The sequence below is a fragment of the Citrobacter freundii complex sp. CFNIH2 genome, assembly GCF_002880615.1.
Taxonomy (GTDB): domain Bacteria; phylum Pseudomonadota; class Gammaproteobacteria; order Enterobacterales; family Enterobacteriaceae; genus Citrobacter_A; species Citrobacter_A amalonaticus_F.
On sequence record NZ_CP025757.1, the window covers coordinates 3,017,905 to 3,034,343 of the forward strand.

At 49.5% G+C, this 16,439-nt stretch carries 13 protein-coding genes and 1 pseudogene; 2 read left to right on the plus strand and 12 right to left on the minus strand.

Annotated features, from left to right (window positions below; translation table 11 throughout):
* Positions 1-7: 7 nt before the first annotated feature.
* Positions 8-220, minus strand: a pseudogene (locus tag WM46_RS26645) (DUF2575 domain-containing protein); the annotation flags it as partial.
* Between the two features lie 108 nt (positions 221-328).
* Here WM46_RS26645 and rpsT point away from each other — a divergent pair.
* Positions 329-592: a 30S ribosomal protein S20 gene (gene rpsT / locus WM46_RS14715; RefSeq protein WP_003018940.1), complete on the plus strand. Its 264-nt coding sequence runs from the start codon at positions 329-331 to the stop codon at positions 590-592.
* Between the two features lie 60 nt (positions 593-652).
* Here the strand turns inward: rpsT and nhaR are convergent, their stop codons facing one another.
* The 10 genes from nhaR to dnaK form a co-directional block, all read right to left on the minus strand.
* Entirely contained in the window at positions 653-1,552 is a 900-nt protein-coding gene (nhaR, locus tag WM46_RS14720) for a transcriptional activator NhaR (protein ID WP_042998004.1), read from the minus strand.
* Positions 1,553-1,616: 64 nt separating this feature from the next.
* On the minus strand, positions 1,617-2,783 hold the full coding sequence (nhaA, locus tag WM46_RS14725; protein ID WP_061076372.1) for a Na+/H+ antiporter NhaA: 1,167 nt from the start codon (positions 2,781-2,783) through the stop codon (positions 1,617-1,619).
* Positions 2,784-2,916: 133 nt separating this feature from the next.
* Positions 2,917-4,179 (minus strand): cytoplasmic protein, encoded by a 1,263-nt coding sequence (locus WM46_RS14730; RefSeq protein ID WP_102602649.1) that lies wholly within the window; start codon positions 4,177-4,179, stop codon positions 2,917-2,919.
* A 24-nt stretch (positions 4,180-4,203) separates the two neighbouring features.
* A complete protein-coding gene (locus tag WM46_RS14735; RefSeq protein ID WP_102602650.1) occupies positions 4,204-5,403 on the minus strand; it encodes an anaerobic sulfatase maturase in 1,200 nt (399 codons plus the stop codon).
* Positions 5,404-5,504: 101 nt separating this feature from the next.
* On the minus strand, positions 5,505-6,998 hold the full coding sequence (locus WM46_RS14740; protein WP_102602651.1) for a sulfatase: 1,494 nt from the start codon (positions 6,996-6,998) through the stop codon (positions 5,505-5,507).
* A gap of 20 nt (positions 6,999-7,018) precedes the next feature.
* On the minus strand, positions 7,019-7,783 hold the full coding sequence (locus WM46_RS14745; protein ID WP_102602652.1) for an outer membrane protein OmpK: 765 nt from the start codon (positions 7,781-7,783) through the stop codon (positions 7,019-7,021).
* Positions 7,784-8,192: 409 nt separating this feature from the next.
* A complete protein-coding gene (locus tag WM46_RS14750; RefSeq protein ID WP_102602653.1) occupies positions 8,193-9,764 on the minus strand; it encodes a bifunctional metallophosphatase/5'-nucleotidase in 1,572 nt (523 codons plus the stop codon).
* Positions 9,765-9,845: 81 nt separating this feature from the next.
* Positions 9,846-10,607, minus strand: a complete 762-nt coding sequence (locus tag WM46_RS14755; protein WP_102602654.1) for an outer membrane protein OmpK — start codon at positions 10,605-10,607, stop codon at positions 9,846-9,848.
* A gap of 280 nt (positions 10,608-10,887) precedes the next feature.
* The gene (gene dnaJ, locus WM46_RS14760; protein ID WP_061076371.1) at positions 10,888-12,021 is read right to left on the minus strand and encodes a molecular chaperone DnaJ; all 1,134 of its coding nucleotides are present in this window, start codon (positions 12,019-12,021) and stop codon (positions 10,888-10,890) included.
* A 211-nt stretch (positions 12,022-12,232) separates the two neighbouring features.
* A complete protein-coding gene (gene dnaK, locus WM46_RS14765) occupies positions 12,233-14,149 on the minus strand; it encodes a molecular chaperone DnaK (protein ID WP_102602655.1) in 1,917 nt (638 codons plus the stop codon).
* Between the two features lie 355 nt (positions 14,150-14,504).
* Here dnaK and satP point away from each other — a divergent pair, with 355 nt between their 5' ends.
* Positions 14,505-15,071, plus strand: coding sequence for an acetate uptake transporter (satP, locus tag WM46_RS14770; protein ID WP_046475236.1), 567 nt, complete (start codon positions 14,505-14,507; stop codon positions 15,069-15,071).
* Between the two features lie 34 nt (positions 15,072-15,105).
* On the opposite strand, the gene WM46_RS14775 is transcribed toward satP, so the two are convergent.
* Positions 15,106-16,413 (minus strand): MFS transporter, encoded by a 1,308-nt coding sequence (locus tag WM46_RS14775; protein WP_061076370.1) that lies wholly within the window; start codon positions 16,411-16,413, stop codon positions 15,106-15,108.
* Positions 16,414-16,439: the final 26 nt, after the last annotated feature.

Sequence of the window (16,439 nt, forward strand, 5' to 3'; positions counted from 1 at the left end):
GTCTGGCTCAAAACAGTGAAAATCGCCAAAGTATACCTTGTACGGCGGTCAAGGTTAACCGGCGATTGATGTGGCGAAACAGAAAGCAGATGGATTTCATTACCCTGAGGCAAATACCGACCACAAACTGACAAAGCAATTCAATTTTTATCGCTGAAAAGCTGTATTCACAGACCGCAAGCTGGTAGAATCCTGCGCCATCACTACGTAACGAGTGCCGCTAGATTAACGGCGCTTATTTGCACAAATCCATTGACAAAAGAAGGCTAAAAGGGCATATTCCTCGGCCTTTGAATTGTCCATATAGAACACATTTGGGAGTTGGACCTTGGCTAATATCAAATCAGCTAAGAAGCGCGCCGTTCAGTCTGAAAAGGCTCGTAAGCACAACGCAAGCCGTCGCTCTATGATGCGTACTTTCATCAAGAAAGTATACGCAGCTATCGAAGCTGGCGACAAAGCTACTGCACTGAAAGCATTTAACGAAATGCAACCAATCGTGGACCGTCAGGCTGCTAAAGGTCTGATCCACAAAAACAAAGCTGCACGTCATAAAGCTAACCTGACTGCACAGATCAACAAACTGGCTTAATCGCCTGTTGATTGTTGCTTTGTGAAAAAACCCGCGCAAGCGGGTTTTTTTATGTCTGGACTATTTGTTCTGGGGCGTAAATAACGCCGAATAGTTCGTATTACAGATACGCTGTACCGCCGGATGCTGAATCATCCTCTCGGCAAAGATGGCATGGTATTCCTCCATCACATTCTCCACGCGACCAATTTCAACCACCGAATCGTCTGCATAAAAGTCATGCGCATAGAGCGTCGGGGCCACGAAAATCGCGTTGTGCGTCGCGCCAAAGGCTTTCATCAATGCGGCGTCGTCGAACTCTCCCAGAATCTCGACCTTCAGCCCCTGAGAATTAATCCAGTTCAGCAACTTGCGTCCTAACATCGAACGCCGTCCGGGGATCAGCAGACGTCGCTCTTCCAGACAGGCCGGGAAGGATTTTTCCGGTAATGGCTGGGTACACCAGAAGCTCACGCTACACTCGCCAATCTTCACCGAAAACAGCCCTTCCTGCTGCGTCGAGTCAATCGGGCAATCCGAGATAATCATATCCAGCTTATGCTGGCTGAGCTGTTCCAGCAGCATTTCGTGGGTCGATTCAAAACAGCGCAGATGGATCTGTTCCCCTTCAACGACGGCGGCATCCAGTACGTTGCTGACCAGTCGCTTCGACAGCGCATCCGCCACGCCCACATCAAATAACAGATTGGACTCTTTGCGGTAGTTCACGATATCCAGCATCTCCTGGCTGAGAGTAAACATTTTATCCGCATAGCGAAAAACCAGCTCGCCGAGTTCGCTGGGCTCCAGACCGCGCCCCTTACGCTTGAAGAGTTTGCCCTGCAGGCGTTCTTCAAGCGCTTTAATCTGTCCGGTGATGGTTTGCGGCGTTAAATAAAGCGCTTCCGCCGCACCGACCACGGACCCCTCTTTATAGACGTGCCAAAAGTAATAGAGATGGTTGTAATTAATGTGGGACATACACTCTCTCTGATAAATGTCACAAAGGGGGAGCTGAACGAGGCTCCCCTGTTAACTCGCCCAATCAGACTGACGGGCGTAAACGTGCGCGCAGCAAGCTGTAGCCAATCACCGCCGACAGCAAGGAGCCAATCAGGATCCCCAGCTTCGCCCAGTTAATCAGTTCCGGATCCACACTGCCAAAGGCCAGGCTGGCGATAAAGATCGACATCGTAAAGCCAATGCCGCACAGGATGCCGACCGCCATGATTTGTGGGAATGAGGTGCCCTCCGGCAGTTGCGCAAGCTTCAGACGCAGCGCCAGCCAGCAGAACAGGCTGATCCCCAGCGGCTTACCCACCAGCAGGCCCGCAATAATGCCGAGCGGCAGAATGGACGTCAGTCCGTCCATCGTCACGCCCTGCAATGAAACGCCCGCATTGGCGAAAGCAAACAGCGGCAGGATCAGATACGCCACCCACGGATGCAGAACATGTTCCAGACGCTTTGCCGGGGAACGCCCGTACTTTTCTTTCAGCGGAATGAAGAAGCCGACAATCACGCCTGCCAGCGTCGCGTGGACGCCAGATTTCAGTACCGCCGTCCACAACACCACCCCAACGAGGATGTACACGCCCGTGCGCCGGACGCCGCACAGATTCAGGAGCGCCAGAATCGCAATGGCGAATGCCGCCACGCCCAATGACACCATCGACAGATCGTGGGTATAGAAGACGGCGATAATAACGATCGCCCCCAGGTCATCGATAATTGCCAGCGCCATCAGGAAAATTTTCAACGCCAGCGGCACCCGGCTGCCGAGCAAAGCCAGCACGCCAAGAGCAAAGGCAATATCCGTGGCCGCCGGGATCGCCCAGCCTTCGCGGGTGATCGGATCGGCATAGTTGAAGGCCAGGTACAACAGCGCCGGAACAATCATTCCGCCGATGGCGGCAATCACCGGGAAAGCCGCCTGACGCAGACTCGCCAGGGAGCCCTGCATCAGCTCGCGCTTAACCTCAAGGCCAATCAACAGGAAAAACACCGCCATCAGGGCGTCATTGATCCACAACAGCATGTTTTTATTGATCTCAAGCGCGCCAACGCGCAGTTGGACAGGCGTCTCGAGAAAGGCGTGGTACCATCCACTGGTTACACCCATGTTGGCCATCAGCATGGCCAGTACGGCGGCGATGATAAGAATGATGCCCCCAGAGGCATCACTGCTGAAGAAACGATGCAGATGTTTCACTTTTTATTCTCTCTATAAGGTGAATACTTCGTAATTACTATCATACTCCCCATGAATAATCGTTAAAATTAGATTATATATGGTTAAACGATCGGTTTTTTCGAGCGATTTGTATCATGAAGTACGACGGAAATCAGCGATCGTACCGTTCGTTGCGCAGACGATTGAAGGTGTAGCGGAGGTAGTCCAGCGTGGCGGTGACATTGGCTGGGGACATACGGTTAAGCTGTGGTAGAAACGGATGATTATTGATGTATTGAATGAACGCCGTTGCGCCAGCAAGCGTGGCATAGCGCAACATGCTCGTTTTTTTAATACCGGTGAGATTACATATCGCCAGCGCATAATCCCGGGTAGAAAAGGTGCGCCAGACATTGTTACGAATACCGCCACTCTGAAACATTCGATACGGAATGTCGTTTTGCCGTGGTGAACACCCTCTTTCTCTCACAAAGGAAATATGGCAACGGCCTTGCTGAACATGCTGCAAATTAGCCATCAGGCATCCGCCAAAGATAAAACATTCCTGTTCTATGTAGTGTTGAACGTTGAGGGAACGTTCATCCGTCAACGCTTTCACTAACTCAAAATGTCGGTAAGCAGGCAGAACAGGTTTGACCAACATCCCTGGATCGTTTTTATGCAGCGACGCGGGACCATAGTCTACATCGAATAAGGTATTTCGGCGCATGATGATCAGCTCTTTACGCTGGACGAGATGCGTTAATGTGCCGGGCGCGAGGCGCTCTTCATAGTAGGACGTGTACCGGTATTCGTCTTCCACAGGCAATGCTGAATAATTCGTGGTGACGGCAATCACCCTGCCACTGTTCTCCTCTGCTGTGACCAGAACATACAAACAGCCGTCGCCGCCGTTAAACTTTACCCGAAAGGCACGGGTACTCATGATTAAATCCAATTTCTGGAACATATACGCACGCTCCGCCTGATTCGACTGGCGGGATAATTTTTGTAATGCCCGGTTCAGGCCCGTGCTATCGAGCGTTAGCGAGGTACGAATATCCGCCAGCGAGTGTCCTTCCTGAATAAGCCTGGCGAGCGCTTCCTGGCGAGGGTCGGTTTTATCCCCGACGGGAGAAATAAAAGTTTTATGGCACTGGAGACAATAGAGCCGCGGCGCTCCCTGAGCGGAAAAGCCATACTTCTTTAATGTGGCCCCTCCACAACCCGGGCAAACTTTAATCAGACCTGACCATATCTGATTAGCCGATTGACGAAAAAGGTTCAGCGAACATTCAGAAATCAGCGGGAACAAAAACCCACACGCACGACACAGGACATATTTCCCCTGCACCGAATAGTCAGGGCTATTCAACACGCCGAGGTTTTTACAACCTGACGTTTTGCACGCATCGACATTAATACGTGAAAACATATTCACTCCCTGCGAATATCGCCTTCAAGCGAATAACGATTTTATCTCTGAAGGTGAAATACCTTTTTCATAGAGCGCTTTCATTGCTTTCATTGCTGGCGCGGTGTGAGCAAAAAAAGCCTGGTAACCCGCGCACAGGTAGTTTTGTGCAAAAGGGCCGGAGTCAGCCGGCAAAAAACGGTGCTTAGGACAGCCACCGTGACAGGCGAACTGCCACGGACAGGAATGGCACTCCTGCGCCATGGTTCGACGCTTCTCATCGCCAAACCGCAGATTTTGCTCGCTGTTATTCATCGCGCGCAGTGTCGTGTTCTGAATATTTCCCAACGCGTACTGCGGATAAACAAAGTGATCGCAGTTATAGACATCACCGTTCATTTCCATTGCAAAAGCACTGCCACACGTTGGAGCAAATACGCATACCTGCGGTGGCAACCCACACCAGGCCGCCAGCGTCTGCTCAAATAACTGTATACCGATGTCGCCAATATCCTGACGGAGCCAGACATCAAAAATGGCATTGAGAAACTCGCCAAAAGCCAGAGATTCAACAGACCATGGCATCACTGCGGCTTGCTTATCCGAAGGCATCGCCAGCATCGAATGATCACTGGCAGACCTTCGCTCGACCAGAGGAATAAACTGCATATAGCGACTCCCGATACTTTTCAGAAATTGATAGACCTGGAGTGGATGGTGCATATTCGTGCGGTTCACCACCGTGAGCGTATTAAATTCAACACCATGACGTAACAGACATTGAATCGCCCGGGCAACGTTAGCATGTGTCGATTTGCCGGCACGCGTCACCCGCCATTCATCATGCAATGCGGCATCACCATCAATAGAAATGCCAACCAGAAAATCCTGTTGCCTGAAAAAACGCGCCCACGCGTCGTCGATCAAAATGCCGTTCGTCTGAAAGGTATTAATGATTGTCTTTCCGGCCGCGTAACGCTGCTGGAGTTCAACTGCCCGCCGATAAAACGCAAGCCCCATCAGCGTAGGCTCTCCTCCCTGCCACGCAAAAATAACGTCATCCACATCCTGCGCGGCGATGTGTTGTTTGACGAATAATTCAAGCATCTCATCTGACATTCTGTAATGACCTTTCCTATCGGGATAGAGCTTCTCTTTCTCCAGATAAAAACAGTATTTACAGTCCAGATTGCAGACCGATCCTGTCGGTTTCACCATGACCTGACAGCTTTTTCTTTGCATCACCCTTCAGACCCATCAATAAAAGAACCTGATTCAGCACGATGTACTGAATCAGGCGGGCAGCGCCCTAAGTGGCATACTTACTGTTTCTTATTATTCGTCCATTAACTCCAGGTAACCGGTGTCGGTTTATCACCACGAGCCTTCATTAATGAATCGTTATCAATGTTCTGCTTATATTTCAGGAATTCGCCATACATTCGTTTTTCAATTTCAGGCTGTTTACCCAACTGATTAAGCGTCTCGGAACGATCCTTTTTCAGGTTATAGAGATACTTGGGTTTATTTTCACGATCGATGATCATTTTCCAGTCGCCATCCCGAATCGCCCACTCGTCGGTCGGATCATCCTGTAATGGCATATCAATACCAAAGATCATCGGTTTTTCGCGTTTTAAGGTTTTATGCGCCAGTACGGGAGCCAGGGATTGCCCATCATAAGTACGATCTGTCGGCAGTTTAAAATTCATCATGCTTGCCAGCGTCGGCAGCCAGTCAAGACCGTAAGCCGGTGTATCCGTGACCATTCCCTGTGGAATATGATTGCCATACTTAATGATTGCCGGAACACGAATCCCACCTTCCCACAGGTTATCTTTACGGCCACGTAACCCATCCGTCTCACCCGCGAGATTCAGTTCATATATTTTACGCGCCTCACGCGTCACCGGGCCGTTATCGCTGGTGAAAATCACAATGGTGTTATCTTCTTCACCCATTGCTTTGATCTTATCCAGCACTTTACCAACCTGGGCATCCAGATAGCTGATGTTCGCGTAATATTCTCCCGTGCCGCGCCAGGGTTTATCCGCCCAGTCAATGTAGAACTCCTCCGGATGCTGTTTCTGATAAGCACTCATATACTGCGAATACATATCGAGGTATTTTTTCGGCGACGCCAGCGGACTGTGGACCTCCGTAAAGGCGACATATAAGAAGAACGGATTATTATCTTTCTTATTATCCAGCCAGTTAACCGCTTCTGAACTTACCAGTTCACCGCTATAAGTTTCCGCCCGGCCAATCGGTTTGCCATTGCGCAAAAATCCGGTCGGATGCACCATGCCGTTACGCGGTCGTTCTTTTGCATTATCTAACGTGGAATCTGTCACGAACCCCGCCGCATTCACCAGACTGTAGTCAAAGCCCATATCTTTTGCCTGCGGCTGATCGGTACGCTCCCCCCCTGCATTCAGGTGTAATTTCCCCATCATCGCCGTGTCATAGCCCTGCTGCTTTAACAAGTTGGCAATCGTCAGTTCGTTACGGCCCAGTGCGACATTTTTTCCTTCCGGGATCCAGGAACGGATCCCGGTACGAAATGGCATTCGCCCGGTTAATAACCCGGCCCGAGAAGGAGAACACAGCGGAGCGGGCGCATAGTAGTCGGTGAATTTCACCCCGTCCTGCGCCAGTTTGTCGATATTAGGGGTTTTTACGATTTGATGCCCATAGGTGGCCAAATCACCATAGCCCAGATCATCAGCCATAATAATGACCAGATTAGGCCGTTTATCCAAAGCTGCCTGCGCGGTTTGCAATGTGCTTCCGGCACATAACGCCAGACCAATCATACTGGCAACGACTGTTCTTTTCATTTCAACTCCTTTGCCTTTTATTAAAATTCATATCCGACCATATAAATCATCTGGTCACCGAAACCGTCGTAACCTAATTTATTTTCGAAATAACGCCAGGTGACCGTCGCCTTCCAGCGGGGATAGAATTTCCATGCCAGCGTCAGGCCGCCATTAATGCCATAGTCGCCATATTGCTGTTCCGCGTAAGCGTTATTGCGATCAAATTCAATTTCATTCCAGTTTGAGAGAACGAATTTCTCATCAAGGAACGTAAAGTTATAGGCCGCAGTCCATCCCAGTACATAACCGTTCCAGCCACTGGTTTGCCCGTATTTCTGCGAAACATAATCGCCAGATTGATTATGTAATCCAATATACGGTTTAAAGAACCCCCAATTACCTGTACAGCCGAGATAGCCCAGGCCATAAAACATATCGAGGTCATCGCCCCAGGTGTTTTCCCACTGACCATAAAGTTTGCCGAAGAAGGTATAGTTGGAATCAAACAGGCGGACATGGGTCATGGCTGATACCGTATGGTTACGCCCGGCAACAGAGTGATTTAAGACATTGCTTTCATAAAATGAATAAAACTCAGCTTCTTTAAAATTGATACCGAAATCAGCTGTCGCTTTCCAGACCTCGCCCCGATGAACATTGACAAACCCGCTATTCCAGTCAGCATAACCGGCATTAATTGAACCGAACGCGTTTTTATATTCCAGAGCCTGTGCGGAGTGGCTAAAAAGAGAAGGCGCAGCCAGCACCAGGCTGGCTAATAAAACATTTTTTATCCGAGGCATTTAATCCATTCCTCATAATTATAATTTATTCAGCAGTAAAACCCCTTTACCACGGCGACAAATACTAACCGAACAGAATCGAAGAAGAGTGATGTAAATCTCACATCAGAAGAGATCAAGCCAGCCGAAAATAAGGTGTCAAAAAATGTTGTTTATGACATGCTAAGTTTATGTATATGCATAAACACCTGTCCGCTCTTTTATCTAAGGCTGGCATGGATATTGATTTTACATGTTGCAAAACTCACATTTCAGCGGTCCACAATCAATATCGATTTTAAATAATAAAGAACCGGCACTCAGTCTTTAAATACCGGTTCTTTCCCACCATTGCACTGATGGGGCCTCTACAGATTATTCAGATTCACACAGGAAATGGATGTCAGAACGTCTATCGCGCAGTCTGCTTCTATTTACTGATATCATCCACGCGCAACGTATGATCCGGAATAACATTATCTAAATGCTTAATATAATCAACAATCGCCTGTGGCGTTTTTAAGTTTGCTATGTATTTAACTTTTTCCCCTTTAGTGAAATCAAATCCGCCACCGCCTTTCCCGATAAAGGAGTCAATCGCCACAGTATAGATCTTGTCGTCATTAACGGGCTGCCCTTTTATATCAAATTCAACAACGCGTTGCCCTAACGGTTTCGTGCTGTCATATTTAAATTGTACGGTTTTTGATACGTGCAAAATCCCATTTTTAAGATCGGCGGCATGAGACATGATGGCTTTGAGATCCTTACCACTGATCTCCATACTCATCACATCGCTGGTAAAAGGATTCATACTCAATACATCGCCATAGGTAATATTTCCCTTCGGCAGTTCTGAACGAATCCCTCCCGCGTTATAAAATGCCGCATCAGCATAAGAAACTTTATACATTAACGCGTCGGCAATTAAATTTCCGGCGGGGGCTGATTCCCCATAAGACCGCGTTATCACTTCAGGTGAATGACCGACAACCTCGTCGGTAATCTTTTTGACTTTATTGTTCCATTCCTCAACTTTTGCCTGCGTCACCGGATCGGGTTGCCACGTATCCGCATACATTGTGATCAGTTTCCCATTATAGCTATCGACTTTATGCGTTTGTGGATTCCAGTCCAGGACAAGTTTTCCTAACTCAATAGCATAAGCATCCGTTGAAACAATAAGCGTCTCACCCGCTTTAATCGGCTCGGGGGTTCCCTTGTGAGCATGTCCGGTGATAAGGATATTCAGGCCATAATCTTTTAAAGCCTCTGCCATATCAATATCTGTTTTCAATGCTCTCGCCACATCGTCATCGCCACCGCTGGATTGACGCCCCGGTACCCCTTCATGTGCCAGAAGAACAGTCAGATCAACTTGACCTTTTAACTCGGTCAGCGCTTTTTTCACATACGGTAAAGGATCCCGGCAATCCACACCTTCACGCGCCGTCGCGGCAATCGCTTCGTAGAATGCTGATACGCCATGCATACCAATTACACCAATTTTGAAACCATTTTTCTCAACAATAGCATATGGCTTATCAATTAATGGTGTGTTGGTGCCGCTGTAAAACACATTATCGAGCAACACCGGGAATCTCAGCCTTTTAAGCTGTGCTGTTAAGTTTTTATAACCATGGTCAAATTCATGATTCCCCACGGAAACGGCATCATAAGGCATGGTATTCAGGATATCGACAATTGCTTCACCTTTTGTCAAGGTACTAATATAAGGACCGGTGAAGTAATCCCCGGCGTCAAAGAAAAAAACATCCTGCTCTTTTTTTTTGGCATCTTTGACAATTTTAGAGATTGCCGCAAATCCGCCGACAGGACGAGTCGTAGAAATATAAGGTATGATTTCAGGCGTGACATGAGCATGTAAATCATTAGTATAATAAACCGTAATATCTTTTGCATCGACCGAAATTGAAATAACTGAAACGCAGAGGCACAGTGACACCAATGAAACCGAAAATTTATTTTTCATATTATTCATCCCTAATTACTGAGTATACGTAGACTCATTCTGCTACCGAAAGAGAATCATAGCTTTCCGCAATTCATCACCTGGATAAAGCTAGAATTCATAACCAACAATGTAGTTAATACGATCGCCATACCGATCCCAACCCAGTTTATTGTTGAAATAGCGATACGATACCGATGCTGTCCAGCGAGGGATGAATTTCCAGGTAAACGTAACCGCGCCGTTAAGTCCCGTCTTCCCTCCCTGTTGCTCTGCATAAGCATCATTGCGTTCAAATTCAACTTCATTCCAGTCAGAGAGGGAAAACTTCTCTTTAAACATTTCAAAATTGTAAGCGGCAACCCAACCAAAAACATAGCCGTTGAAACCTGATGCCTGACCATATTTTTTGGAGTTGTAATCACTGGACAAGTTATGCAATGCCAGATATGGCTTAATAAACCATGATTTGTCTTTTAACCCCAGATAACCAATTCCATACATCATATTCAGTTCATCACCAAATTGGTTTTCCATGGTCATATATAACTTTCCCATTAAGGAAAAATTTGAATCTTCCAGTGGGCGATAATGTCCTAAAAATTGAGTAACATGATTTCGTCCTTCCACTGCGTGATTAAGGACATTCGACTCGAAAAATGAAGAAAATTCGCCTCTGTCAAAATCAGCGCCAAAGTCACCGATTAAACTCCAGACTTCTCCCCGGTCAACGTTAACGAACCCCTTATTCCAGTCGCCATACCGCGCACTTATTTTCCCATAAACACGTTTAAGCTCTGCGGCCTGACAATTTAATCCTGAAAATAAAACACAAGACGCCAGTATATTAATTACAAATACACTTATCCTCATGAGCATTCCCTCTCTGTAAGAATATTGAAGATAGGATTAACATCTTTTCAAAGAATAAGAGGAGTGTTATCTGGGGTAAGTGATAAATGTCGCAAAAGTATCAAAGCCAACGGTGGTAGAACATCATATGTTGAATAATGTTGCTGAACGTTTATTAAGCTTTTGTTTTATCAAATAGCAGCTTGTTATTTAAATAACATCAATCCTGTTTTCCGTCTCCTGCAATAAAAAAGCCTGAGATCTCACAATCTCAGGCTTTTAGCCGCTATGGCAGAAGTGATTAACGGGTCAAATCGTCAAAGAACTTTTTCACGCCGTCAAAGAAACTCTTGGAGCGTGGGCTGTTCTTTTCGCCGGTTGGGCCGCCAAAGCTTTCCTGCAGGTCTTTCAGCAGTTGCTTCTGCTTCTCGTTCAGACCGACCGGCGTTTCGACTACGACGCGGCACAGCAAATCGCCCTGCGCGCCGCCACGGACCGACTTCACGCCTTTGCCACGCATGCGGAACAGTTTTCCGGTCTGCGTTTCGCTGGGCACTTTCAACTTCACGCGGCCATCCAGCGTCGGAACTTCAATCTCGCCGCCGAGTGCAGCCATCGCAAAGTTAATCGGCACTTCACAGTACAGGTTGTTGCCTTCACGTTCGAAGATCGGGTGCTGCTTCACCTGAACCTGAACATACAGGTCCCCTGCCGGTGCGCCGTGCTCGCCAGCTTCACCTTCGCCTGAGAGACGAATACGGTCGCCGGTATCCACGCCAGCCGGGATTTTAACCGACAACGTTTTGCTCTTCTCGACGCGACCATGACCGTGACACTTATTGCACGGATCTTTGATCAACGTACCGCGTCCCTGACAGTGTGGACAGGTTTGCTGAACCGCAAAGAACCCCTGGCGCATCTGCACCTGACCGGAACCGTGACAGGTCGGACAGGTCTGCGGCTGAGTCCCCGCTTTCGCGCCGCTGCCGTGGCAAACATCACACTCTTCCAGCGTCGGAATGCGGATCTCTTTGGTCACGCCACGTACGGCTTCTTCCAGGGTGAGATCCATGTTGTAACGTAAATCGGCCCCACGCGCAGCACGTTGACGACCCCGACCACCGCCAAAGATATCGCCAAAAACGTCACCAAAGATATCGCTGAAGTCAGCGCCGCCGCCAAAACCGCCGCCGCCACCCATACCGCCTTGCTCAAACGCAGCGTGACCGTACTGGTCGTAAGCGGCGCGTTTTTGCGAGTCGGTCAGGACTTCATACGCTTCTTTGATCTCTTTAAACTTGGCTTCGGCCTCTTTATCACCCTGATTACGGTCCGGGTGAAATTTCATGGCCAGGCGCTTGTAGGCCTTTTTGATTTCACGCTCTTCCGCTGATTTGGAAACGCCTAAAATCTCGTAATAGTCTTGCTTAGCCATCTCTTTTTATCTGCCCTTTACATGCGAACACGGGCGTAGAGTATACACTTCCTCCCTCAAACCGCTTCTACGTTGGCTTCGTTCGTTCACCCCAGTCACGTACGACTGTACGCTCCTGGGGATTCACTCGCTTGCCGCCTTGACGCAATTTGATTGATTTTGTGTATTAGCTTCTACGCCCGTGCCGATTAATTACCCTGCATCAGGGCGATTATTTTTTGTCTTTCACTTCTTCAAACTCAGCGTCGACAACATCATCATCTTTCGCGTTGTTTGCGGAAGCGTCAGCGGAACCCGCCTGCTGCTGTGCGTGCTGCTGTTGAGCGATTTCCATCAGTTTCTGGGAAACCTGCGCCAGCTCCTGCATCTTCGCTTCGATAGCCGCTTTGTCTTCACCTTTCAGCGCCGTTTCCAGTGCGGTCAGTGCAGACTCGATAGCGGTTTTGTCGTCAGTTGGCAGTTGTTCGCCAGCTTCCTCAACCTGCTTGCGAGTGCTGTGCAACAGATGGTCGCCCTGGTTGCGGGTCTGAACCAGCTCTTCGAACTTACGGTCAGACTCGGCGTTCGCTTCAGCTTCGCGAACCATTTTCTGAATTTCTTCTTCATTCAGACCAGAAGAGGCCTTGATGGTGATCTTCTGCTCTTTACCGCTGTTTTTGTCTTTCGCGGAAACATGCAGGATACCGTCAGCATCGATATCGAAGGTCACTTCGATCTGCGGCATGCCGCGCGGTGCCGGGTTGATCCCATCCAGGTTGAACTGACCCAGAGATTTGTTATCAGACGCACGTTTACGTTCACCCTGCAGCACATGGATGGTTACCGCAGACTGGTTGTCTTCCGCAGTAGAGAACACCTGGCTGTGCTTGGTCGGGATAGTGGTGTTTTTGTTGATCAGCGCCGTCATCACACCGCCCATGGTTTCGATACCCAGAGACAGCGGGGTAACGTCCAGCAGCAGTACGTCTTTCACATCACCGGTCAATACACCACCCTGAACGGCAGCACCGATCGCTACGGCTTCGTCCGGGTTCACGTCTTTACGCGGTTCTTTACCAAAGAACTCAGCCACTTTCTTCTGCACCATTGGCATACGCGTCTGACCACCAACGAGGATAACGTCGTTGATATCAGATACGGACAGGCCAGCGTCCTGCAGAGCGACTTTCAGCGGCTCGATAGAACGGTTCACCAGATCTTCGACCAGGCTTTCCAGTTTCGCACGAGTCACTTTGATGTTCATGTGTTTCGGACCGGTGGCATCTGCAGTGATGTACGGCAGGTTCACGTCGGTCTGCTGCGCAGAAGAAAGCTCGATTTTCGCTTTTTCTGCCGCTTCTTTCAGGCGCTGCATAGCCAGCGGATCGTTACGCAGGTCAATGCCCTGATCTTTCTTAAATTCTTCAACCAGATAGTTGATCATACGGCTGTCGAAGTCTTCACCACCCAGGTGAGTATCACCGTTGGTTGCCAGAACTTCGAAGGTTTTTTCGCCGTCAACTTCGTCGATTTCGATAATAGAGATATCGAAAGTACCACCACCGAGATCGTAAACCGCGATAGTACGGTTACCGACTTCTTTATCCAGACCATACGCCAGCGCAGCGGCAGTCGGTTCGTTGATGATACGTTTCACTTCCAGACCTGCGATACGACCGGCGTCTTTGGTTGCCTGACGCTGAGCATCGTTAAAGTAAGCAGGTACGGTGATAACCGCTTCAGTTACCGGTTCACCCAGGTAATCTTCAGCCGTTTTCTTCATTTTCTTCAGCACTTCAGCCGAGATCTGCGGCGGTGCCATTTTCTGACCTTTCACATCAAGCCATGCGTCGCCGTTGTCGGCGCCAATGATTTTGTACGGCATGATGGAAACATCACGTTGAACTTCTTCGTCCTGGAAGCGGCGGCCAATCAGGCGTTTAATCGCAAACAGGGTGTTTTGCGGGTTTGTCACTGCCTGACGTTTAGCCGGCTGACCAACCAGAGTTTCACCATCCTGGGTATAAGCAATGATAGAAGGCGTGGTGCGATCGCCCTCGGCGTTCTCCAGCACACGTGCAGTAGTGCCATCCATAATCGCTACACAAGAGTTGGTAGTACCCAGGTCGATACCAATAATTTTACCCATCTAAACGTCTCCACTAAAAATTCGGTCAACATGTGGTTGTGAGTCTGTAATAAGGGCGAAACGTGCGGTTTCAACTCCCCTGATTCGTTTTTTTTCAGACTCACCACTGCGGTTGACTACTAAGTGGGGTCGTAACCCACTTCATCAAGGGGGGGAATGAAAAAATTTTTGCTTTTGTTGAAATAAATCACCTGGACGGTGTGTGATGACGATCACGGCAGAAATTCATCCTTTTCCCCCGATGAGATCATAGACAGCCCCTTCTCTCCTGATTATTATGCCGCGCCCCGAACGGCGTCATGTTTAAGCGGGGATAACTATTTCACCATTCAATTAATGATGATCTTGAGGATTTATGGGCAACACTAAGTTGGCTAACCCGGCACCGCTGGGCCTGATGGGCTTCGGCATGACCACCATTCTGCTTAACCTGCATAACGCGGGTTTCTTCGCTCTTGACGGTATTATTCTCGCGATGGGAATTTTCTACGGCGGTATCGCGCAAATTTTTGCCGGCCTGCTGGAATACAAAAAAGGGAATACCTTCGGTTTGACCGCTTTCACCTCTTACGGCTCGTTCTGGCTGACGCTGGTTGCGATCCTGCTGATGCCGAAAATGGGTCTAACCGAAGCCCCTAATGCACAGTTCCTCGGTGCCTACCTGGGCCTGTGGGGGGTATTCACTCTGTTTATGTTCTTCGGCACGCTGACGGGCGCACGCGCGCTGCAGTTCGTGTTCCTGAGCCTGACAGTTCTGTTCGCTCTGTTGGCGGTGGGTAACATCGCGGGTAACGAAGCCGTGATCCACTTTGCCGGCTGGGTTGGCTTAGTGTGTGGCGCCAGCGCCATTTACCTGGCGATGGGTGAAGTGCTGAACGAACAGTTTGGTCGTACCATTCTGCCGATTGGCGAAAAACACTGATCATCAGTATCCCCCCGCGAAGGGGGGATCATTATTACGGCTGTTGTAGCTCAGCCTGTATTTCCGTATCGCGATAATACATATCCTGTCGCAGCCAAATTCCCAGTCCCAATCCCACCAGCGACAACGCCAGCACATACCAGCCAGGAGCCATCGGTGAGACGCTCATCAGCAGCGTGACGGCAATCGGCGTCAGCCCACCGAAAATGGCGTAAGAAACATTGTAGGAAAATGAAATGCCGGTAAAGCGGACTTCCGCAGGAAACGCGCGCACCATCACGTATGGCACAGCGCCCACCACGCCCACGCACAGCCCCACCAGCCCATAGAGCAGGAACAGATGTTGCGGATGGGTGCCCGACAGGTGATAGAACAGCCCGCTCGAACAAGCCAATAACAGGCTGCCAACAATAAAGGTTTTGCTGGCGCCGACACGGTCGACAATGAAGCCCGCCAACAGGCACCCCACGCAAAGCATAATGGTCGCCACGCTGTTTGCCTGCAACGTCAGGGCCGGGGCCAGTCCGTATTGCTTTTGCAGCCACACCGGCGACATTAAAATCACCACCACAATCCCTGCGGAGAGCAGCCAGGTCAGAAGCATGGAGATCACCACCGCCTTCTGGTGTTTCACCACGACCGACTTCACCGGCAGTTCCTGCGCCAACCGCTTACGTTGTTGCATCTCCAGAAAGACCGGTGTTTCCTGCAACCAACGGCGTAAATACATCGCCACCAGACCAAAAATCCCTCCCAACAGGAACGGAATTCGCCAGCCATAGTCATGCACGGCCTGTTGCGTCAAAAGGGTATTCACCTGAGTAGCCACTACGGAACCCAGCAGGATCCCCACCGTCAGACCCGCCGTTAGCGTTCCGCAGGCAATGCCGATACGACGTTCGGGAACGTGCTCGGCCACAAACACCCATGCGCCCGGAACTTCACCGCCAATCGCCGCCCCCTGCAAAATACGCATCAGCAGCAACAATAACGGCGCGACAATTCCCATAGAGGCGTACGTTGGCAGCAGACCAATCGCCAGCGTGGGAACCGCCATCAACAAAATGCTCAGGGTAAACATCTTTTTGCGCCCGACCAGATCGCCAAAATGCGCCATGATGATGCCGCCTAACGGACGCGCCAGATATCCGGCAGCAAAGATGCCAAAGGTTTGCACCTGACGTAGCCATTCGGGAATATCGGCGGGGAAAAACAACTCCCCCACCACCGCAGCGAAAAAGACGAAGATAATGAAATCGTAAAACTCAAGCGCGCCGCCAAGGGCGGCCAGCGTCAGCGTTTTGTAATCCTGGCGATTCAGGGGGCGTGTATGTTGTGACATAGCGAACCATAAGTCAGTGGAGCGTG